Source organism: Methylobacterium sp. A54F, assembly GCF_053346035.1.
The window spans coordinates 1-19,494 of the sequence record NZ_JBKFBF010000024.1; the positions used below are offsets into that span (position 1 = coordinate 1).

Consider the following 19,494-nt stretch of genomic DNA (forward strand, 5'->3'; position numbering starts at 1 on the left):
CGCGCTGGACGCGGGCCGGGTCCGGGTGCGGACGCTGACGCTGCCGGACGCCTACCAGGACCACGACAGCCCGGACCGGATGTACGCCGAGGCCGGCCTCGACGCCGCCGGCATCCTCAAGGCCGTCACCGATGCGCTGCCGGTTCAGGAGGTGCGGGGCGACAACGTCGTCAGCGTCAACCGGCGTCCCCGCAGGGGCTAGCTCCCCTCCCCCAGCATGGCGAGGCGCTGACGGTCCAGTTCCTCGCTGTAGCGCTTCAGGGTGTGGCTCTCCGTGAGGAGGCCGATCACCGTCCGGGACCCGCCCTCGCACACGGCGAGCGCCTCGCTCTCCGCGCGATCGAAGGCCGCGGCCGCTTCCTTGGCGTTCATCTCGGGCGTGAGGAACGTGTCCGGGTAGCGCAGCACGTCGGCCAGGCGCGGCTCCTCGTGCCCCGCCTCGCGGGCCGCCGCGTGGGCCTCCGGCACGAGTATGATGCCGGCGTAGCGCCCCTCCCCGTCCACCACCACGACCCGCGAGGGCGACCCCAGGGGGTGCGCGCGCAGGAAGCCCGGCAGAGGCGTGTCCAGGGGAACCGGGCGGACGTCCCGGCGCATCAGGCGTCCCACCGTGAGCGTGCGGATCCATCCGACGTCGTGGGCACTGCGGATGCTCTCGCCGCGCAGGTGGAAGCGCCAGGTCGCGAAGGAATAGCCGAAGGTCTTCCGGACCGTGAGCGACGAGGCGATGACGGCCACGAGCACCAGGATCGTGACCGGAAAGCTTCCCGTCGCCTCGAGCGCCAGGAAGGTCATGGTCAGCGGGCCGCCGATGACCGCCACCGCGAAGGCGCTCATGCCAATCACCCCGTAGGCGAGCGGCGTCAGCCCGAAGGCGTCGAGCCCCGGCACCAGCATCGGGCCCACGGTTGCGAAGAGCTTGCCCGCGATGGCGCCGAGGAACAGCGAGGCGAAGAACAGGCCGCCCCGGAAGCCCGAGCCGATCGAGATCGCTGACGCGGTCGCCTTGGCGGCGAACAGCACGGCGAGCGCCATGGCACCCTCCGGCATGCCGGCCTGGGTGAAGTGGAGGTGCAGCGCCCCGTGCCCGCTGGACAACACCTGCGGCGCCGTGGCGACGGCGAGAGCACCGACGCAGAGGCCGCCGAGGGCCGGGCCGACCGCCCGCGGCAGGCCGGTGGCGCGGAAGCCCTGCTCGACCAGCGTGACGCCGCGCATGACGACGATGGCGAGCCCCGCACAGAGGAGCCCGAGGGCGAGGCTCGGCAGGGTGTCGGCGCTCGTGATGGTCGAGGTGGTGATGGCCTTGAGGCCCTCGACCTCCACGAGCGGCGCGGCGCCGATGAGCGCGTGGGCGACGAGGCTGCCGCAGAGGGCGGCCACCACCACCGGCGTCAGGGTGGCGATCGAGTAGGTGCCGATGATCAGCTCGAAGGCGTAGAAGGCACCCGTCAGGGGCGCCTCGAAGGCCGCCGCGATGGCCGCCGCCGAGCCGCAGCCGACCAGCGTGCGCAGGTCCCCCCGCCTGAGTTCGAACGCGAGGCCGAGGCGGGACGCGATGCCGGCGCTGAGCTGCGTGTAGCCGGCCTCCAGCCCCACTGAGGCGCCGCCGCCGTTCGAGATCACGTTCTGCACGGCGACGTAGAGAGAATCCCGCAGCGACATGCGGCCGCCATGGAGGGCGTTCGCCTCGATCGGGTCGATCACGGGGCGCTTGCGCGGGCCGCGCACCCGCCCGGCCGCGAAGATCAGGAGGCCGAGCAGCAAGCCCCCGATCGTCGGCCCGGCGAGGAGCGTCAGCGGCGGCAGATCCGCTGTGGCGCTGAGACGGGCGCCGTGCGGCAGGCCGTAGAGGACTTCCCGCAGCGCCTGCGTGGCGGCGCTCATGCCAGCGACGCCGAGGCCCGCGATGCAGCCCGTCACCGCCGCGAGGAGGACGAGGCCGACCTCGTTGCCGCGCACCAGGACCCGCAGGGCACCGGGCGCCTGAAAGAGGCTGCGACCCTGGAGGAAGCGGCGCCTGCGCGCCGGCCGGGCCGCGCCGTCGCGCGTGGCCCGCTGCGGGCTGGCGCTCATCGGATCGGAGGCGTCGGGATGGAATGAACGGGATGCGGCACGCCTCAATCCTTACGAGCGCAGGGGCAGGTGCGTCCACAGGCGGGCGATCCCGCGCAGAGGACGCTTGAAATGACGCCCCGCCCGGGATACATCGCCCCCGCGTGCCGCCGTAGCTCAGTTGGTTAGAGCACTAGATTGTGGATCTAGGGGTCCCCCGTTCGAGCCGGGGCGGTGGTACCATCGAATTCTCTGTGCATCGCGAAGGGGTTGGCGGGAGCGCCGACCCCTTTTTCGTTCCCTCGCCGCGGGGTCGCTCGAACGCGGGCGAGCTGACCGAAACGCAATCGCTCAGCTTGCGAAGACACATCCTTGCTGTCGCGGGGCCAAGAAAAACGACGCGATGATTTATGAACTTCCGGTGCGGCGGCAGGTTATCAACCTCACAACGCCAACGATGAGGAAACAACCCATGCCGATGAAATCTGCTCTGACGGCTGCCGCTCTCTCCCTTGCTCTGTCGGGAGCCGCCTGGGCGCAGGGCGCCCCCGGCGGTAACGGCTCAGGCGGCAATGTCGCGGGCGGCTCGACCACGAGTTCGTCGGCGGCCGACACGCAGTCGCGCGGGGCGACGACCGGTTCGACCGTGACGACGCAGCCCTCAGGTGCTGGCGCGGTCGGCACGCGCAACGATGGATCCATGGGCGCGGGTCACGGCGCAGCCGGGCATGGTGCCACGGGCGCGGGTGGGGCTGCCGGCGCCCGCTGAGGGCGACGCAGCGCATCGAGAACGCGAGGGGCCGGGGCAACCCGGCCCTTCTGCCGTTCGATGTGACGGACCGAGACTGAGTCAGTGGCTCCGCGGCACGAGCACGACCGTGAGCGAGCGCACGCCTTGCGCGCCGTGGATCAGCACGCCCTCGATGTCCGCGGTCGCAGAGGGGCCGGTGTGGAGCACCGCGTAGGCGGCCCGTCCGAACTCCGGGCGCCGATAGGCGGCCTGGACGTTTACCACGATGTCCGCGACGTCCAGCAGGACGATCAGGTGCTGGGCGAGGTAGGCCACCGAGTTCACCCGCAGCTCGTCCTGCGTGAACAGCACCGAGCCCGTCTCGGCGATCCCGAACACCGCGCGCACCACCGCCACGTCGACGTCGGCGAGATCGCGCGGGTTCGCGACCGCGGCGAGGTCACGGTTGCCGGTGACCTCAGGGACCGCCGAGGCGACGACTGGGGCGCCGGCGAGGCGCTCGCGCACGGGCCCGAGGGGATCGCTGCCCGGTGGCGCGACCACGAGGTGGCCACCCATGCGCTTCAGGCGCTCGCCGAACTCGGCCACGTGGTCGTCGCCCACCAGCGGCGCGAAGTCGGGAACGGTCGGCAGCGGGAAAGTGCCGGCCGGGCGGTTCCGCCGGATGGTGTCGAGGATGGCCTCGCGGGCACTCACTTCGCGCTCTCCCGGCTCATGCGATTGCGCTTGTACCAGGCGTGGAAGGTCTCGCGGGGCGCCTCGGGCATCTCGCGCGCCTTACCCCAGGTGTTGAGCGGGTTGTAGACGGCGAAGCGCGGCAGGTGCTTCAGGGCAGAGTCGGCCGCGCCGATCGCGGCCCGGTAGGCGGCGGGGCGGCTCAGGACCTGCCCGGCGGCCTTCATCATGCCCTTCTTGATCAGCGGGATCTCGTGCTCCTCGGCCAGGACCTTGCGCCAGGCGAAGATCTGCTCGTGGATGTTGATCTTCACCGGGCAGACGTTGGTGCAGGAGCCGTTCATGGTCGAGGAGAACGGCAGGGTCGAGTATTTGCGCTTGTTGAAGGTCGGGTCGATGATGAGCCCGATCGGCCCCGAATAGGTCGCCCCGTAGGAGAGCCCGCCCGAGCGCCTGTAGACCGGGCAGGTGTTCATGCAGGCGCCGCAGCGGATGCACTTGAGGGAGGTCCAGAACTCCTCCATCCCGAGCCGCTCCGAGCGGCCGTTGTCGACCAGCACCATGTGCATCTCGGTCCCCGCCCGGGGCTTGCGAAAGTGCGACGTGTACTGGGTGATCGGGGAGCCGAGCGCCGAGCGCGACAGCAGGCGCAGGAACACCCCGAGGTGCTCGACCCGGGGGATCACCTTCTCGATCCCGATCGAGTGGATCTGCAGGGGCGGCACGTTGCCGGAGAGGTCGGCGTTGCCCTCGTTGGTGCAGGTCACCACGGTACCGGTCTCGGCCACCGCGAAGTTGCAGCCGGTGAGGCCCGCATCGGCGTTGAGGATGTAGGGCCGGGTCGTCTCGCGCTGGCTTTCCGCGAGGTAGTGGGCGTCGTCGTTCTCGGGGTCGGTCCCGAGGGTGCGGGCGAAGACCTCGGCGACGTCGAGGCGCGTCTTGTGGACGGCCGGTGCCACGACGTGGCTCGGCTCCTCCCCGTCGAGCTGCTGGATGCGCTCGCCGAGGTCGGTCTCGATCACCTCGATGCCGTTGGCGTCCATGAAGTGGCGGAAGCCGCACTCCTCGGTAAGCATGGATTTCGACTTCACCAGCGTCCGCGCGCCGTGGTCGCGCAGGATGCCGAGGACGATTCGGTTGTGGTCGGCGCCGTCCTTCGCCCAGTGGACGTGGACGCCGTTCGCCCGCGCGTTCGCCTCGAACGTCTCAAGATACTCGTCGAGGTTCGCCAGCGTGTGCGCCTTGATCTGCGAGGCGAGCTCGCGCAGTTCCTCCCACTCGGGAATACCGTGGGCGCTGGTATCGCGCTTGCGGCGCAGGTCCCACAGGCGCTCGTCATGGGCCTTCTGGTGAAGGGGCGCGGCGAGGAACCGCTCGGCCGCCTCTCCCTGGTCGATCGGGCGGTTGCCGCGGATCACGGCGCCCCTCGGCTGCGGCTCACGGGCGAGGGCAGCCTTCGGCTCGGCACTGATCGGCCGGCGCGCGCCCTCCGCGTGCTGCAGGCGCGTGCCGTCCTGGCCGCGCTCGCTCTCGTCGGCGGTCCGGGCGACCTCCGGGTTGAGCAGGCGCTCGCGGGGCGGTTCCGGGTTGAGTTCGGATGCGCTCATGCGGCGGCTCCGTTGAGGACCTGGGCGATGTGGATGAACCTGAGCGGCAGGCCGAGGCGCTCCGCGCAGCCCTTCTGATGCATCATGCACGAGGAATCGGCCGAGACCACGTAGTCGGCGCCCGCGCGGGCGTGGTCCGTCACCTTGTCGTAACCCATCTTGGCCGAGACCGCGGGCTCGAACACCGAGAAGGTGCCGCCGAAGCCGCAGCACTCGTCGGGCCGCGCCATCTCCACGAACTCGACGCCCCGGACCTTCGACAGGAGATCGCGCGGCTTCGAGAAGTAGGGCAGGTTCAGCTCGCTCGGGCGGGCGTGCCCGATCCCGCGCAGCGCGTTGCAGTTGCTGTGGTAGCTGACCCTGTGGGGGAACTCGGCCCACGGGAAGGCATCGACCTTCAGGACGTCGTGCAGGAATTCGACGAGCTCGTAGGTGCTCTCGCGGACCTTCCGGACCTCGTCGGTCTGCGGGATCGCCGTCAGGTGCTTGCGCACCTGCTGCACGCAGCTCCCCGACGGCGCCACGACGTAGTCGAAACCCGTGAAATTCTTGACGAACAGCGCCTCGGTGGCGGCAGCCTCAGCGTGGCAGCCAGTGTTGGTCATCGGCTGGCCGCAGCAGGTCTGGTCGAACGGGTACGCGACGTCGAGGCCGAAGCGCTCCAGCAGCTCCAGGGTCGCCACGCCGACCTCCGGCTCGAAAGCGTCGACGTAGCACGGCACGAACAGTCCGACGCGCATGGCAGCACCCGCCCTAGCCCGCGCCGGCAGCGTGGCGCGGTGCCCGGCCGCTCCGGCGCCCAGGCTGGAATGACTCGAAGGTTGAGCGGCCGGTCTAGCGGATCAGGTTCGACTTGGCGAGGTCGAGCACCGCGTCACCGCGTCCGCTCATGACCGCCCGCAGCACGTAGAGGCTGAAGCCCTTCACCTGCTGGCCGTCGATCTTCGGCGGGATCGAGAGCTCCTGCCGGTTCACCACCACGTCGAGGAGCGCGGGACCGTCATGGGCCAGGACTTCCCGCGCTGCCGCCTCCAGTTCGCCCGGGTCCTCGACGCGCCGCGCGAACAGGCCGGCCGCCTGCGCCACGGCGGCAAAGTCCGGGTTCTCCAGGGCGACGCCCGTCTCGAGATAGCCCGCGGCCTTCATCTCCATCTCGACGAAGCCGAGGGAGCCGTTGTTGAACACCACGACCTTCACGGGCAGCCCCTCCTGGCGCAGGGTCAGGAGGTCGCCCATCAGCATGGCGAAGCCGCCGTCGCCGGAGAGCGAGATCACCTGGCGCCCCGTGTCGACTGCCTGCGCGCCGAGGCCCTGCGCCATGGCGTTCGCCATGGAGCCGTGGACCCAGGACCCGATCAGGCGACGGCGCCCGTTCATCTTCAGGTAGCGGGCGGCCCAGATCGTTGGGGTCCCGACATCGGCCGTGAACACGGCGTCGTCCGCCGCGACATCGCTGATGACGCGCGCGAGGTACTGGGGGTGGATGGGCTTGCGCCCCGGCTTGCCCGTCGCGAGCTCGTCCAGCCCCTCGCGCGCCTTGACGTAGTGCTTCAGCGCGGCGTCGAGGTGGGTGCGATCGCTCTTCGGCGTCAGCTTCGGGAGCAGTGCGCGGATCGTCTCGCCGACATCGCCGACGAGGCCGAGGTCGAGGCGGCAGCGGCGCCCGAGCTGCCCCGGCCGGAGGTCGATCTGCGCGACCTTGGCGTCGGCCGGGTAGAACTGCTTGTAGGGGAAGTCGGTGCCAAGCATCAGAAGCGTCTCGCAGGCGTGCATCGCCGCGTAGCCCGAGGAAAAGCCGATCAGCCCCGTCATGCCGACGTCGTAGGGGTTGTCGTGCTCGACATGCTCCTTGCCGCCGAGCGCGTGCACGATCGGGCTCTTCAGGGCCTCGGCGAGGCGCAGCAGGTCGGCATGCGCCCCGGCGCAGCCGCGCCCGCAGAGCAGGGTGATGCGCGATGAGCCGTTGAGCAGGCCCGCCAGGGCATCGAGCTCCGCGTCGGCCGGGCGCACCAGGGGCGGCTGCGGCACGAGGCCGGGGTTCGGCGCGATGGCGCGCTGTGGCGCCTCCTTCACGGCGACGTCGCCGGGGATCACCACGACCGCGACGCCCCGCTGGCCGATCGCCGCCCGCACGGCGTTCTCGAGGACGTAGGGCAGCTGCGAGGGGTCCGAGACCTGCTCGCAGTAATGGCTGCAGTCGCGGAACAGGTGCTTCGGATCCGTCTCCTGAAAGAAGCCGGATCCGATCTCCGGCGACGGGATGTGGGCGGCGATGGCCAGCACCGGCGTGCGCGTGCGGTGGCAATCGTAGAGGCCGTTGATCAGGTGGACGTGACCCGGGCCGCAGGACCCCGCGCAGACGGCGAGCGACCCGGTGATCTGGCTCTCGGCCCCGGCCGCGAAGGCGCCGGCCTCCTCGTGGCGGACATGGACCCAGTCGATCACGCCGCGCGAGCGGATCGCCTCCGTGATCGCGTTGAGGCTGTCGCCGACGACGCCGTAGATGCGCCGGACACCGACCTGCTGCAGGGTTTCGACGACGAGGTCCGCGACGTTGTGTGTGGCCATGGTTGGTCTCCGTGCCCATCGGCCGAACACGAACCGGTCCGTCCGGTTCCGGTGCGGGCGCGGAAACCGCTCGGTGGCCGCCGGAAGCGACCGCTCGCCCTCAATCGCGGATGTCGTCCGCCCGCCCGGCCACCACGGCGAACAGGTCGGACAGGGCCGCGAGGCTCGCGGCCTGCAGCTGTCCGGCGGGCACGACGCTGCCGTCCGGCCCGGGCAGGTCGCGTGTCGCGGTGGCCGCCGCCACGACGGTCGGCCGCAGACCGTGGTTGAAGGCGGCTCGGGCGGTTGAGTTCACGCACATGTGGGTCATGAAGCCTGCGAGGATCACGTCCTTGACGCCCGCACGGTCCAGCCGCTCCGCGAGGTCCGTCCCCACGAAGGAGCTCGGATAGGCCTTCGTGATCACGGGCTCGCTCCCCTCGGGCGCGACCTCATCGCTGATCTGGCCGACCGGCGCGGCGATGTCGTAGGGCGACCCCGCCCCGGCATCGTGGCGGACGTGGAAGACCGGGATGCTCGCGGCGCGGGCCCGCAGGAGGAGGCTTCGCGCCTCTACGATGGCCGCCTCGACGCCGGAGAGGCGCATCACGCCCTCGCGGTAGGTGTTCTGCAGGTCGATCATCACGAGGGCGGAGCCGGACAGGCGCGCCGGCTCCGGGCTGAGCCCCGAGAGCCCGCGCAGCGTCTTGAGTTCGGTCATGTTCGGGCGTCCTCCGCGGCGGTCGATCCGCCTTGCGCGCGAGGGGACGCGCTCGGGCGCCCGGGGTCAATACGACTCTCGCCGGGCCCGAACTGTTGGGGGTGCCCCATCCGCGCTGGCGACCCCGGTAGGGCTCGAACCTACGACCTGCCGCTTAGAAGGCGGCTGCTCTATCCAGCTGAGCTACGGAGTCTCGCGCGCCGCCCTCCTCTAGCAAGGCACCGCCGATGAGTCACCCGAGGGCGCGGTGCCCGGATGCGGTGTCAGGCGTCCTTCTTCTTGCGGGCCGGCGCGCGCCGCTTCTTCGGCCCCGCCTCGGCCGCCTCGCCCGCCGGATCCTCCGCCTTGCCCTGCACCACGGGCTCTTCGGCGACGGACTTGGCGGCGCTCTTGCGGCGCTGTTGGCCGAGGCCGAGGGCGCGGGCGAGCTCGGAGCGCTGCTCCGAATAGCTCTGCGAGGTCATCGGATAGTCGGGCGCGAGGCCCCACTTCGCGCGGTACTGCTCCGGCGTGAGGCCGCGCAGGGTCAGGTGGCGGCGAAGCGTCTTGTACTGCTTCCCGTCCTCGAAGCTGATGAGGTAGTCGGCCGTGACCGACCGGCGGATCTCCTGCGCGGTCGCCTTGGCGGGGCCGGCCTCGGACGCGGCGTTGGCGCTTGCCGAGACGCCGCAAATCGCCTCGTGCACATCGCTCAGGAGCTTCGGCAACTCCGCGCTCTGAACATGATTGTTGCTCACATAGGCTGAGACGATATCGGCCGTCAGGGTGATGAACCGGCCCTTGCCGCTGTCGGTTTCACTCATGTTCTACATGCCATGGTTCGATAGGTTTGATGATCTTCTGAACCGTAAGCTCAAATCTTTCGACCGGCAAGATGTAAGGTGCGTCGAAGCCAACTTCGTTGCGGGATAAATGAGTGCCCGCTGTCGATATGGGCCCTGCGAGTCAGCAATATCATGCGTTTCGACCGAAACTCGGGCGCATTTCGGAGGATTGGGCGCGAATCGCTCGTGAGAATGATCGCAAAAGCGGGAATGTGCACAATGCACTTGCTGCTGAGCGAGAAGCGTTCAAAAGGCCGAACGACCCCGACGCGACCCGACAGGTCCTGCCACGGCGCCGCTTCGCAGCCGATGGAGTGCCCGTCGCGCGTGCCCGGACCGAGCGCGGGGCGGACAGGCGTGCGCGATCCCGCGCCGTCAGGCGCAGATCGGGAGAGCATCGCAGAGAGGGCGTCGTGGGCCGGGGGCCGACGCGCCCCGGGCCGATCAGAGGCCGAGGTCAGACAGGCCCGGATGGTCGGCCGGGCGCGGGCCCTGCGGCCAGCGGAACTTTCGGTCCGCCTCCGCGATGGCGACGTCGTTGATGCTCGCCTCCCGCCGCCGCATCAGGCCGGTCTCCGTGAACTCCCACTGCTCGTTGCCGTGGGAGCGGAACCACTGGCCTGCCGCGTCGTGCCACTCGTAGGCGAAGCGCGCCGCGATCCGGTTCTCGTGGAAGGCCCAGACCTCCTTGATCAGGCGGTAGTCCAGCTCGCGCGCCCATTTGCGCGTCAGGAACGCCACGATCGCGGGCCGCCCGCTCAGGAATTCCGAGCGGTTCCGCCACCAGCTGTCGGCCGTGTAGGCGAGGGAGACCCGCTCCGGGTCCCGGGTGTTCCAGGCATCCTCCGCGCCCCGCGCCTTGCGGGCGGCACTCTCCGCGGTGAAGGGCGGTAGCGGCGGGCGGGTCTCGGGGGCGTCCGACATCGTGGCAGGGCTCCGGTACAGGGCTTCGTAGCCGATGGGTGCGTGCGGGAGACTGGCCCGGCCGCCTCAGGCGAGACCGAGCATCAGCTCGATGTTCTGCACGGCGGCGCCCGACGCGCCCTTGCCGAGGTTGTCCAGCCGGGCGACCAGGAGGGCCTGCCGGTGTTCGTCCGAGCCGAACACGCGCAACTCCAGGCGGTCGGTGTCGTTCAGCGCCTCCGGCTCGATCCGCTCGCGGTGCTCGCCCGTGGTCGCCCCCGATACGACCCCGACCAGGGGCTGATCGGCGTACCAGTCCTGCAGGGCGCCCTCGAGATCGCCAGCACCGGGGCGGCCCGGCAGGGCATCGAGATGCAGGGGGATGCTGACCAGCATGCCCTGGCGGAAGTTCCCCACGGAGGGGATGAAGATCGGCCGCCGGGTCAGGCCGGCATAGGCCTGCGTCTCTGCGATGTGCTTGTGGGCAAAGCCGAGCCCGTAGATCTCGAAGGCGGGGCCCGTGCCCGCCTCGTAGCTCTCGATCATCGTGCGCCCGCCCCCGCTGTAGCCGCTCACCGCGTTGATGCTGATGGGGAAATCGGCGGGGATCAGGCCGCCCTCCACCAGGGGGCGCAGCAGCGCGATCCCGCCGGTCGGGTAGCAGCCCGGGTTGGCGACGCGCCGCGCGGCCCGGATCGCGCCGGCCTGCTCTCGGGTGAGCTCGGGAAAGCCGTAGGTCCAGCCCGGGGCGACCCGGTGGGCGGTGCTGGCATCGAGGATCCTGGGGCCGCCGCCCGGCAGCGCGTCGGCGAGCGCCACCGTCTCCCGCGCGGCGGCATCCGGCAGGCAGAGGACGACGAGATCGACCTCGGCGAGGAGGCGCCGCTTGGCCTCCGGATCCTTGCGGTTCTCGTGCGGGATCGAGCGCAGCGCGACGCGGCCCTCGCGCTCCAGGCGCTCCCGGATGCCGAGGCCGGTGGTGCCGACCTCGCCGTCGATGAAGACCGTGGGCCGGCCGGAGGCGCCGTTCGCTTCGCTCATCGCGCACACATCCCTCAGGGCGTCGACGCGGCGCGATGGTGCGCCGCCGCGGACACGCCGCGAGGTGGCCGCCCGAGCGCGCGAAGTCAATGCCCGGAGACGGCCGGGCGCGGCACGCCGGGCCCGGATCTGTCCACAGGTGACGGTTCGCCGCCGGAACTCCTGCGAGAGGGTTCTGTTGACCGGCAAATCCATTAGCGGAGTTCAGATCATGACGGAGACGGCCAAGAAGACCGATCCCAAGCTCTGGGAGAAGGTGAAGGGCAAGGTCACGAAGTCATCGAAGGGCGGCAAGCCCGGGCAATGGTCGGCCCGGAAGGCTCAGATGGCGACGCAGGAGTACAAGAAGGAGGGTGGGGGTTACGCCGGCCAGAAGCCGGACGACAACCACCTCAAGCAGTGGACCGCCGAGGAGTGGGGCACGAAGTCGGGCAAGGAGAGCGGCAAGACCGGCGAGCGCTACCTGCCCAAGAAGGCGCGGGACGCGGTCTCGGACAAGGAGTACGCCCGCTCCACCGACAAGAAGCGCGCGGACACCGCCAAGGGCAAGCAATTCTCGCAGCAGCCGAAGGACGTAGCCAAGAAAGCCGCGGCGGCCCGCAAATCGTCCTCGGGCAAATCCTCCGGCAAAGCGGCCTCCGGCGCGACGAAGGCCGACCTGATGAAGAAGGCGCAGAAGGCGGGCATCAAGGGCCGCTCGAAGATGTCGAAGGGCGAATTGGAACGCGCGCTCCACGCCTGATCGGACGGGCCCGCCGGGGCGACGCGTCCCGGCCGCATCGTAAAACGAAACAGGGCGGGCCCATGCGGGCCCGCCCTGTTTCGTCTTGGCAGGTGCCGGAGGCTCAGCGCTTCGAGAACTGGAAGCTGCGGCGAGCCTTCTTGCGGCCGTACTTCTTGCGCTCGACGACGCGGGCGTCGCGGGTCAGGAAGCCTTCGCGCTTCAGGGGCGCGCGCAGCTCGGGCTCGTAATAGGTCAGGGCCTTGGACAGCCCGTGGCGCACGGCGCCGGCCTGGCCCGAGAGGCCGCCGCCCGCCACCGTCACGACGATGTCGTACTGGTCGACGCGGTTGGCGATCTGCAGAGGCTGGCGCAGGATCATGCGCAGCACCGGACGGGCGAAGTAGGTCTCGACCGGGCGCTGGTTGATGGTGATCGTGCCGTTGCCGGGCTTGATCCAGACGCGGGCGACCGCGTCCTTGCGCTTGCCGGTGGCGTAGGCCCGGCCCTGCGCATCGAGCTTCTGCACGTGCACGGGGGCCTCGTTCGCGGTGTCGGAGGCGCCGGCATTCGACCGGTTGAGGTCGGCGAGGGACTGAAGGGTCGCCATGATCAAGCGCTCACGTTCTTGCGGTTGAGGGCGCCGACGTCGAACGTCTGCGGCTGCTGGGCCTCGTGCGGGTGGGCGGTGCCCTTGTAGACCCTGAGGTTGCCCATGATCTGGCGGAAGAGCGGCCCGCGGGGGAGCATGCGCTCCACGGCCTTCTCCACGACACGCTCGGGGAAACGGCCCTCGAGGATGTACTTGGCCGAGCGCTCCTTGATGCCGCCCGGGTAGCCGGTGTGGTGATAGTAGTTCTTCTGGACGTACTTGCGCCCGGTGAACTTCACCTTCTCGGCGTTGATGACGATGACGTTGTCGCCGCAATCGACGTGGGGCGTGTACGCGGCCTTGTGCTTGCCGCGCAGGCGCATCGCGACGATCGAGGCGAGACGGCCGACGACCAGGCCCTCCGCATCGATCACGATCCACTTCTTGTCGACGTCGGCGGGCTTCAGCGAAGTGGTCTTCATGGCCAAGTCCCGTGGCGTGCGTGGGGTGCTCGAAAAACGAGGCGCCGCCGCGTCCGGGGACGCAGCGGCGATGGCGGCTCTCTAGGCGAGGCGGCCGACGACGTCAAGCGCGAAGACGTCGCCTCGCAGGCGAAAACCTGAGATTTTCGAAGAACTTCATCTGCGCGGTACCGGGATACCGCAAAGCAGGGAACCGCCCTACAGCCGGTAATGCCCGGTGCGGCGCGACAGGTTGACGTTGTAGTACGGGTCCGCGCGCAGCTCCGGCCCCCAGCGCTCCAGCATCACGCGCACCTCGGCGGCAAAGCGCGCCCGCTTCTCCGGCGTGTCCTCCGCGCCGCGGCTCTTCGATTCATGGTGGACGAGGCGCGCATGCGGCGTCCAGACAATGCGGTATCCGGCCCGTCGCACTCGCAGGCAGAGGTCGATGTCGTTGAAGGCCACCGCCAGGGCCTCGGCATCGAACCCGCCGACCGCGCGGAAGACCTCCGCCCGCATGGCGAGGCAGGCGGCCGTGACGGCGGACGTCTCCTGGGTCAGCTGCATCCGGGCGAAGTAGCCGGGCGCCTCGCCGGGCAGGCCGAGGTGGCTGTGCCCGGCCACGCCGCCGATGCCGAGGATCACGCCGCCGTGCTGGAGGCTGCCGTCCGGGTAGAGCAACTTGGCGCCGACCGCACCGACGTCCGGCTCGCAGGCGATCGCGACCATCTCGGCGAGCCACCCGGGTTCGGTGACCTCGATGTCGTTGTTGAGGAACAGGAGGACGGGCCCGCTCGCGACCGCCGCGCCCCGGTTCGACAGGTCGGAGAAGTTGAAGGGGCCGGGCGCCGCCACCACCCGAAGCCGCGACTCTCGGGCAAGGTCCGCGAAGAGTGCCGCGGTCGCCGCCTCGCGGCTGTCGTTGTCCACGACGACGATCTCGATGTCCGGGTAGTCGGTCGACCGCAGCAGCCCGTGCAGGGTGACCCGGAGGAGGTCGGCACGGTCGCGGGTCGGGATGACGACGGAGACGCGGGGGGCCGGCCGCGGCAGGGGGCGGATCAGCCGGTTGAAGCCGAGGGGGCCGCGCTCGGCCCGGGCATCCGTGCCGGCGACGACCTCGGCGAGTGCCGCGAGGCGCGCGGCTTCCGCCCGCGCGAGGGCCCGGTCCGAGAAGGTGCCGGAGCCGGGGGCCGCGCGCCAGTGATAGAGCACCTTCGGGATATGGCGGATGCGGGCACGGTCGAGCCCCCTGGTCAGGCGCAGCAGCAGGTCGTGGTCCTGGCTGCCCTCGAAGCCCGGCCGCAGCCCACCGAGGGCGCGCAGGGCCTCGGTGCGGACGACCGTGAGATGGTTGATGTAGTTCTGCCCGTACAGAAGCTCCCGGTCGAAGCCCGACTTGAAGTGCGGCTCGAACCTGTGGCCGGCCGCGTCGATCTTGTCCTCGTCGGTGTAGATCAGGACGAGGTCGGGCTCGGCCCGGATCGCCCGGGCCACCTCGAAGAGCGCTCCCTCCGCCAGCACGTCGTCGTGGTCGAGGAAGGCCGCGAAGCTGCCCGTCGCCAGCGCGAAGGCGTCGTTGCTGGCGCGGGCGATGTGCCCGTTCTCGGCCCGCCGCTGCAGCCGGATCCGCGGCTCCTCGGCGGCATGGCGCCGGAGGAGCGCCGGGATGCGCGGATCCGTCGAGGCGTCGTCGACGACGCACAGCTCCCAGTGCGGGTAGAGCTGGGCCCGCACCGAGGCCAGGGTGGCCTCCAGGACCCGGGGATCGGGGTCGTGGACCGGCATCAGCACAGAGATGCGGGGGGGATCAGCCCAGGCGGCGGCCGCGGCGCGCATGCGACCGCGGTCCGCGTCGCTCAAGGTGTCGTGGCGCCGGATCCAGGCCTGGTAGCCGGTCCGGGCCCGGTGCCGGAGGGCCCGGTCGAGCAGGGTCTGCGCCCGCAGGCGCTTGCCGAGGATCCGCCAGCCGAGCGCACGACCCGCGAGGCGCGGCGCGCGCAAGAGGCCCAGCAGGAGCAGGGCGACGCGGCTGCGCCGGCGGATCACGAGGCGCTCCGGGGCCGCATCGGCGCTCAGGCGTGCGAGGTGCAGGCTGCGAACGTGCCGCGGAAGGCGCCCCGTCCACGCGAAGGCGCCGCCACCGCGCGCCACCTCCTCCAGAAGCGATCGCGCCGGGGCGGTGTCCGGCGCGCCCGAGACGAGGCTCATTAGGACGCCCGCCGCGGCGCCGCTGCCGGGCTCGCGCAGGGTGATGGTGATCCAGCGCCCGTCGAGCCCGAGGCCCGCAATTTCGAGGCGCCAGCCTTCCGGCACCGCCGCGACCGCGAGGGGGCGCCGCCCGCCCGCCCATCCGACGAGGCTCGCCGCGAGCCCGCTCGCGCCGGGCGGGCTCACGGGACCTGCTCCGTCAACGGTCCGGATCCGTGCTGTCCCAGCTCTTCGAGATCGAGGCGAGGACCGCGTCCGACATGGCGACGTCGAAGACCAGCATCTCCTCGACGCCCTTCACGCCGCGCAGCCGCTCCGCGAGCGCCTGGACCTCCGCCGGGATCGGCGGCGGCTGGGGCACCTCCGCCTCGATGCCGAGCTGGTCGAGGAGGGTCGCCACGAAGGCCTGGAAATAGGTGCGGTGGCCGACGATCCCGACACGCGACAGGATCTCGATGGCCACGATCGAGTTGCCCGGCTGCAGCCGGTCGTCGGGCAGCCGCGTCCCGAGCTGGCGGGTGAGCGGGTTGTAGAGCAGGTGGTAGGCCGGCTCCGGAAGCATGCGGAACAGGCGCCGGAGGCTCCTCGGATCGGCGAAATCGTAGTCCGCCACGAAGCGGGCGGCCTCCGCCAGGGCTCCGAGGCGCCAGGACTGGTCGGGGTTCTGCGCCATGTCCGCCCGCGCCCGCAGCCAGGCGAGACGGGTCGCCATCTCGATGTAGGGGTCGTGGATCAGGATGGTGGTGAGCACGAACTCGGGTGCGAGCATGCCTTCGTAGCGCGGGATCACCAGGGCGCCGGAGATGAAGCTCGAGGTGACCGTCGGGTTGCCGAGGACGCAGCGCATCACTTCCTCGTTCAGCCGCGACACCCCGAAGTAGTTCTGCTGGAAGAACGGGTACAGGAGCCCCTGGATCGTGTCCTCAGGCTGGATGCTCGTGTTGATCAGGCACAGCCGGCTCTGCAGCAGCCCGGCCGCGGGTCGGCGCCGATGGACCAGCACGTTGGTATCGGCGTCGTAGACCTCGAGCCGGGGGATCCCCGCGAGGCCCGGCACAACCGCCTCCCCGATCTCGAAGGTGCACTGGCCGGTCGCGTGCCAGCCGTTCCGGCGGAACGTCTCGTCGGTGTCGGTCGCCGCCACCTCCGCGAGGTGCCGCCCGTCGGCAACGACGCGCACCCGGCTGATGGCGAGGGGGTTGTCCGGGACCACCCAGCCCCGGATGCGATCACCCGTGTCGAAGTCGATGAAGAACCGCATGTCCCGTCTTGCATGGCCGGCCGCCGCGAACCGCGGCCATAGCGCATTTTCGCGCCGACGTGCAGCGACCCGCGTGCCGCGGCGACAGGCCTGCGCCGGATCCGGCGCGTCCGTGAAGTTTGGGCTTGCGCCTCCCCCGCGGCAGCGGCTATGACGCGCCACCTCACGGGGTCGGACGGCTCCGAGACGGGCGCGTAGCTCAGCGGGAGAGCACTACCTTGACATGGTAGGGGTCACAGGTTCGATCCCTGTCGCGCCCACCATCCAGTTCCCTGGATGATGTGAGAGGAGGGCTCCCGACCGGGAGCCTTTTTCGTTTCCGATCGCCGGGGCTCCGCGGCAGGACCCGCCCGGCGGCGTTGCGAGTTCTGGCCCTAATCCCGCACCGGACGTGGGCCACCGCGATCCGCGATCGTGAGCTTCTGCACGCCCCGACCCGCCAGGACGGGCTTGCGCGCGCTGATCACCCGCGAATTCACTCCCGTCCAGCCGATCTCGCCGGAGAGCCGGCCGTACTCGATCTTCGGGCAGCGGTTCATGATCACGGTGAGGCCCCGCGCCTCCGCCCGCGCGGCAGCCGCGTCGTTGCGCACGCCGAGCTGCATCCAGATCACCTTCGGCGCGGGATCGAGGCCGAGCGCCGCCTCGACCAGGGGCCCGGCGGCCTCCGCGTTGCGGAAGATTTCGACCATGTCGACCGGCCCGGGCAACTCGGCGAGGCTCGCCACCACCCGGCGTCCGAGAAGCTCCTGGCCGGCGAGGCCTGGGTTCACCGGCGTCACCGCGTAGCCGCGGTCGAGCAGGTACTTCAGGACGATCCAGCTCGGGCGGGCCGGGTTCGCGGAGGCGCCGACCAGGGCGATGGAGCGCGTGTCCTGCAGGATCGCCCGGATCGTCGCGTCGGGGTAGCGGTCGTGCCGGGTGGCGAGGCCCTCCGGCGCCTGTTCGAGGCTCGGCATCATGATCTTACAGCCCTGTGGTCCGGCCTTGTCGGCGATCCGCCCGCGTGCTGCAAGGCATCCATGCCGACCCTGACCGAACCGCCCCGCATGAGCCTCGCCGAGGTTGTCGCCTTCCTCGACCGCGAGTTCCCGCAGATGTGCGCGGGCGGCAACTTCCGCCTGGAGGCAGTCGGGATGCACGGCGCGCGCCTTTCCCTCGACCACGATGCGCGCCACCTGCGTCCCGGCGGCACGGTCTCCGGGCCGGCCATGATGGCGCTCGCCGACTACGCCCTCTACGCCGCGATCCTCGCGAGCATCGGGCCCGTCGGCTTGGCGGTCTCGACGAGCCTCGCCTTCAACTTCCTGCGCCGGCCCGGCCCACACGGCCTCGTGGCGGAGGCGCGCCTCCTGAAGCTCGGGCGCCGGCTCGCGGTGGGCGAGGTCCGCATCCTGCAGGCCGACGATCTCGTCTGCCACGCCACCGGCACCTACTCGATCCCGCCGGGCCGGTCCGCGGCCTGATCCGCGCCGTCAAGCTCCCCCATTTCGGGTATTCCCCGCCCCGAACGGTGGGACCGCCACCCCCGCACGGCAGCCCGGCGCGGGATTGTTCGGCGTGCGGGTTCCCCGCTAAGAGTGCGGCGCAGCGAGCGCGGGATCGCCCGCCCGCGGCCCCGGATTCGAGCGAGGATCTCCCGTGCGTATAGCGATGATCGGCTCAGGTTACGTCGGCCTCGTCTCGGGCGCCTGCTTCGCCGATTTCGGCCATGCCGTCGTCTGCGTGGACAAAGATCCGGCCAAGATCGACGCCCTCCAGGCCGGGCGCATCCCGATCTTCGAGCCCGGGCTCGACGCGCTCGTGGCCGACAACGTCCGCCAGGGGCGCCTCACCTTCACGACCGACCTGCGCGAGGCGGTGGCCGATGCCGATGCCGTGTTCATCGCCGTCGGCACCCCCTCCCGCCGGGGGGACGGCTTCGCGGACCTGTCCTACGTCTACGCCGCCGCGCGCGAGATCGCCGGCGCGCTCACCGGCTACGCGGTGGTCGTCACCAAGTCCACCGTGCCGGTGGGCACCGGCGACGAGGTGGAGCGGATCATCCGCGAGGCCCGTCCGGACGCGGCCTTCGCGGTCGCCTCGAACCCCGAATTCCTGCGCGAGGGCGCCGCGATCGGCGACTTCAAGCGGCCGGATCGCATCGTCATCGGTGCGGAGGACGAGCGCGCCGCCGAGGTGATGCGCGAGGTCTACCGGCCGCTCTTCCTCAACCAGGCGCCGATCCTGCTGACCGGCCGCCGCACGGCCGAGCTGACGAAGTACGCCGCCAACGCGTTCCTGGCCACCAAGATCACCTTCATCAACGAGATCGCCGACCTCTGCGAGCAGGTGGGCGCCGACGTGCAGGAAGTCGCGCGCGGCATCGGCCTCGACAACCGCATCGGCGCGAAGTTCCTCCACGCCGGGCCGGGCTACGGCGGCTCCTGCTTCCCCAAGGACACGCTGGCCCTCGTCAAGACCGCGCAGGATTGCGGCACGCCCGTGCGCCTCGTCGAGACGGTGGTGGCGGTCAACGACCAGCGCAAGCGCGCCATGGCCCGCAAGGTGATCCAGGCCTGCGGTGGCGCGGTGCGGGGCAAGACGATCGCGGTCCTCGGCCTGACCTTCAAGCCGAACACCGACGACATGCGTGACGCGCCCGCGCTCGCCATCATCGCGGGGCTGCAGGACGCCGGCGCGCGGGTGCGGGCCTACGACCCCGAGGGCATGAACCAGGCCCGCGCCCTCCTGTCCGATGTCGCCTACGCGGGCGACCCCTACGAATGCGCGGAAGGAGCGGACGCCCTCGTCATCGTGACGGAGTGGAACGCCTTCCGGGCCCTCGACTGGCGCCGGATGCAGGGCTGTATGCACGCACCGGTGGTGGTCGACCTGCGCAACGTCTACAACGCCGAGGATATGCGCCGCCACGGCTTCCGCTACGTGAGCGTCGGCCGCCCGGTGCCCGAAGCCGGCTGACCGAGTGCCGCGACGTCGTGTCCGGTACCGACCTGAAGCGCCCGCGGGAGTGCGGTTGAAGGGCGGGTCCCGGCCCGCCTTCGCGCTTCCACGATCCCGCCCTAAAATCCGCCCGGATCGCTGCTCTCATGCAGGTACTCGGGGTCCACCCGAGGGACGTGGT

General features: G+C 70.8%; 17 protein-coding genes, 3 tRNA genes and 1 pseudogene. 6 read left to right on the forward strand and 15 right to left on the reverse strand.

Annotated features, from left to right (window positions below; translation table 11 throughout):
- Positions 1-202: pseudogene (locus tag ACLBXP_RS24525) on the forward strand (1-deoxy-D-xylulose-5-phosphate synthase); the annotation flags it as partial.
- Here the strand turns inward: ACLBXP_RS24525 and ACLBXP_RS24530 are convergent.
- Positions 199-2,076 carry a chloride channel protein gene (locus tag ACLBXP_RS24530; protein ID WP_447670454.1) on the reverse strand — a complete coding sequence of 626 codons (1,878 nt, stop codon included), beginning with the start codon at positions 2,074-2,076 and terminating at the stop codon, positions 199-201. The pseudogene ACLBXP_RS24525 and the gene ACLBXP_RS24530 sit on opposite strands and share 4 nt — an antisense overlap.
- A gap of 145 nt (positions 2,077-2,221) precedes the next feature.
- Here ACLBXP_RS24530 and ACLBXP_RS24535 point away from each other — a divergent pair.
- A tRNA-His gene (locus ACLBXP_RS24535) sits at positions 2,222-2,298 on the forward strand.
- A gap of 607 nt (positions 2,299-2,905) precedes the next feature.
- Here ACLBXP_RS24535 and ACLBXP_RS24540 read toward each other — a convergent pair.
- The 9 genes from ACLBXP_RS24540 to argC all read right to left on the reverse strand — a co-directional run bounded on the left by ACLBXP_RS24540 (position 2,906) and on the right by argC (position 11,124).
- Positions 2,906-3,502, reverse strand: coding sequence for a LutC/YkgG family protein (locus ACLBXP_RS24540; protein ID WP_447670455.1), 597 nt, complete (start codon positions 3,500-3,502; stop codon positions 2,906-2,908).
- Complete coding sequence (locus ACLBXP_RS24545) at positions 3,499-5,088, reverse strand: lactate utilization protein B (RefSeq protein ID WP_447670456.1); 1,590 nt, start codon at positions 5,086-5,088, stop codon at positions 3,499-3,501. Before ACLBXP_RS24545 ends, ACLBXP_RS24540 begins: the two co-directional genes overlap by 4 nt.
- Entirely contained in the window at positions 5,085-5,828 is a 744-nt protein-coding gene (locus ACLBXP_RS24550; RefSeq protein WP_447670457.1) for a (Fe-S)-binding protein, read from the reverse strand. Before ACLBXP_RS24550 ends, ACLBXP_RS24545 begins: the two co-directional genes overlap by 4 nt.
- A 94-nt stretch (positions 5,829-5,922) precedes the next feature.
- A complete protein-coding gene (gene poxB / locus ACLBXP_RS24555; protein ID WP_447670458.1) occupies positions 5,923-7,656 on the reverse strand; it encodes a ubiquinone-dependent pyruvate dehydrogenase in 1,734 nt (577 codons plus the stop codon).
- A 100-nt stretch (positions 7,657-7,756) separates the two neighbouring features.
- A complete protein-coding gene (locus tag ACLBXP_RS24560) occupies positions 7,757-8,356 on the reverse strand; it encodes a cysteine hydrolase family protein (RefSeq protein WP_447670459.1) in 600 nt (199 codons plus the stop codon).
- 116 nt (positions 8,357-8,472) lie between these two features.
- Positions 8,473-8,549 (reverse strand) — tRNA-Arg (locus ACLBXP_RS24565).
- A 70-nt stretch (positions 8,550-8,619) separates the two neighbouring features.
- Entirely contained in the window at positions 8,620-9,159 is a 540-nt protein-coding gene (locus ACLBXP_RS24570; RefSeq protein WP_447670460.1) for a MucR family transcriptional regulator, read from the reverse strand.
- 465 nt (positions 9,160-9,624) lie between these two features.
- The gene (locus tag ACLBXP_RS24575; protein ID WP_447670461.1) at positions 9,625-10,104 is read right to left on the reverse strand and encodes a nuclear transport factor 2 family protein; all 480 of its coding nucleotides are present in this window, start codon (positions 10,102-10,104) and stop codon (positions 9,625-9,627) included.
- Positions 10,105-10,170: 66 nt separating this feature from the next.
- The gene (gene argC, locus ACLBXP_RS24580) at positions 10,171-11,124 is read right to left on the reverse strand and encodes an N-acetyl-gamma-glutamyl-phosphate reductase (protein ID WP_447670462.1); all 954 of its coding nucleotides are present in this window, start codon (positions 11,122-11,124) and stop codon (positions 10,171-10,173) included.
- Positions 11,125-11,335: 211 nt separating this feature from the next.
- On the opposite strand from argC, the gene ACLBXP_RS24585 reads away from it, so the two are divergent.
- A complete protein-coding gene (locus tag ACLBXP_RS24585) occupies positions 11,336-11,866 on the forward strand; it encodes a hypothetical protein (protein WP_447670463.1) in 531 nt (176 codons plus the stop codon).
- A gap of 103 nt (positions 11,867-11,969) precedes the next feature.
- Here ACLBXP_RS24585 and rpsI read toward each other — a convergent pair whose 3' ends face one another.
- The 4 genes from rpsI to ACLBXP_RS24605 all read right to left on the reverse strand — a co-directional run bounded on the left by rpsI (position 11,970) and on the right by ACLBXP_RS24605 (position 16,370).
- Entirely contained in the window at positions 11,970-12,455 is a 486-nt protein-coding gene (gene rpsI, locus ACLBXP_RS24590) for a 30S ribosomal protein S9 (RefSeq protein ID WP_447670464.1), read from the reverse strand.
- Between the two features lie 2 nt (positions 12,456-12,457).
- The gene (gene rplM, locus ACLBXP_RS24595; RefSeq protein WP_447670465.1) at positions 12,458-12,919 is read right to left on the reverse strand and encodes a 50S ribosomal protein L13; all 462 of its coding nucleotides are present in this window, start codon (positions 12,917-12,919) and stop codon (positions 12,458-12,460) included.
- Between the two features lie 198 nt (positions 12,920-13,117).
- Positions 13,118-15,295: a glycosyltransferase family 2 protein gene (locus ACLBXP_RS24600; RefSeq protein WP_447670466.1), complete on the reverse strand. Its 2,178-nt coding sequence runs from the start codon at positions 15,293-15,295 to the stop codon at positions 13,118-13,120.
- A 13-nt stretch (positions 15,296-15,308) separates the two neighbouring features.
- A complete protein-coding gene (locus ACLBXP_RS24605) occupies positions 15,309-16,370 on the reverse strand; it encodes a hypothetical protein (protein ID WP_447670467.1) in 1,062 nt (353 codons plus the stop codon).
- Between the two features lie 188 nt (positions 16,371-16,558).
- On the opposite strand from ACLBXP_RS24605, the gene ACLBXP_RS24610 reads away from it, so the two are divergent.
- Positions 16,559-16,633 (forward strand) — tRNA-Val (locus tag ACLBXP_RS24610).
- A gap of 111 nt (positions 16,634-16,744) precedes the next feature.
- On the opposite strand, the gene ACLBXP_RS24615 is transcribed toward ACLBXP_RS24610, so the two are convergent.
- Positions 16,745-17,332: a CoA-binding protein gene (locus tag ACLBXP_RS24615; protein ID WP_447670468.1), complete on the reverse strand. Its 588-nt coding sequence runs from the start codon at positions 17,330-17,332 to the stop codon at positions 16,745-16,747.
- Between the two features lie 60 nt (positions 17,333-17,392).
- On the opposite strand from ACLBXP_RS24615, the gene ACLBXP_RS24620 reads away from it, so the two are divergent.
- Positions 17,393-17,836 carry a PaaI family thioesterase gene (locus ACLBXP_RS24620; RefSeq protein ID WP_447670469.1) on the forward strand — a complete coding sequence of 148 codons (444 nt, stop codon included), beginning with the start codon at positions 17,393-17,395 and terminating at the stop codon, positions 17,834-17,836.
- 175 nt (positions 17,837-18,011) lie between these two features.
- Positions 18,012-19,331, forward strand: coding sequence for a UDP-glucose dehydrogenase family protein (locus tag ACLBXP_RS24625; protein WP_447670470.1), 1,320 nt, complete (start codon positions 18,012-18,014; stop codon positions 19,329-19,331).
- The last annotated feature ends 163 nt before the right edge of the window (positions 19,332-19,494 follow it).

What these genes read in the sequence shown, in the direction of transcription:
- ACLBXP_RS24530 (WP_447670454.1), bottom strand. Translation starts at nt 2,076, where the DNA reads ATGAGCGCCAGCCCGCAGCGGGCCACGCGCGACGGCGCGGCCCGGCCG.
- ACLBXP_RS24545 (WP_447670456.1), bottom strand. Translation starts at nt 5,088, where the DNA reads ATGAGCGCATCCGAACTCAACCCGGAACCGCCCCGCGAGCGCCTGCTC.
- ACLBXP_RS24550 (WP_447670457.1), bottom strand. Translation starts at nt 5,828, where the DNA reads ATGCGCGTCGGACTGTTCGTGCCGTGCTACGTCGACGCTTTCGAGCCG.
- poxB (WP_447670458.1), bottom strand. Translation starts at nt 7,656, where the DNA reads ATGGCCACACACAACGTCGCGGACCTCGTCGTCGAAACCCTGCAGCAG.
- ACLBXP_RS24560 (WP_447670459.1), bottom strand. Translation starts at nt 8,356, where the DNA reads ATGACCGAACTCAAGACGCTGCGCGGGCTCTCGGGGCTCAGCCCGGAG.
- ACLBXP_RS24570 (WP_447670460.1), bottom strand. Translation starts at nt 9,159, where the DNA reads ATGAGTGAAACCGACAGCGGCAAGGGCCGGTTCATCACCCTGACGGCC.
- ACLBXP_RS24575 (WP_447670461.1), bottom strand. Translation starts at nt 10,104, where the DNA reads ATGTCGGACGCCCCCGAGACCCGCCCGCCGCTACCGCCCTTCACCGCG.
- argC (WP_447670462.1), bottom strand. Translation starts at nt 11,124, where the DNA reads ATGAGCGAAGCGAACGGCGCCTCCGGCCGGCCCACGGTCTTCATCGAC.
- ACLBXP_RS24585 (WP_447670463.1), top strand. Translation starts at nt 11,336, where the DNA reads ATGACGGAGACGGCCAAGAAGACCGATCCCAAGCTCTGGGAGAAGGTG.
- rpsI (WP_447670464.1), bottom strand. Translation starts at nt 12,455, where the DNA reads ATGGCGACCCTTCAGTCCCTCGCCGACCTCAACCGGTCGAATGCCGGC.
- rplM (WP_447670465.1), bottom strand. Translation starts at nt 12,919, where the DNA reads ATGAAGACCACTTCGCTGAAGCCCGCCGACGTCGACAAGAAGTGGATC.
- ACLBXP_RS24605 (WP_447670467.1), bottom strand. Translation starts at nt 16,370, where the DNA reads ATGCGGTTCTTCATCGACTTCGACACGGGTGATCGCATCCGGGGCTGG.
- ACLBXP_RS24615 (WP_447670468.1), bottom strand. Translation starts at nt 17,332, where the DNA reads ATGATGCCGAGCCTCGAACAGGCGCCGGAGGGCCTCGCCACCCGGCAC.
- ACLBXP_RS24620 (WP_447670469.1), top strand. Translation starts at nt 17,393, where the DNA reads ATGCCGACCCTGACCGAACCGCCCCGCATGAGCCTCGCCGAGGTTGTC.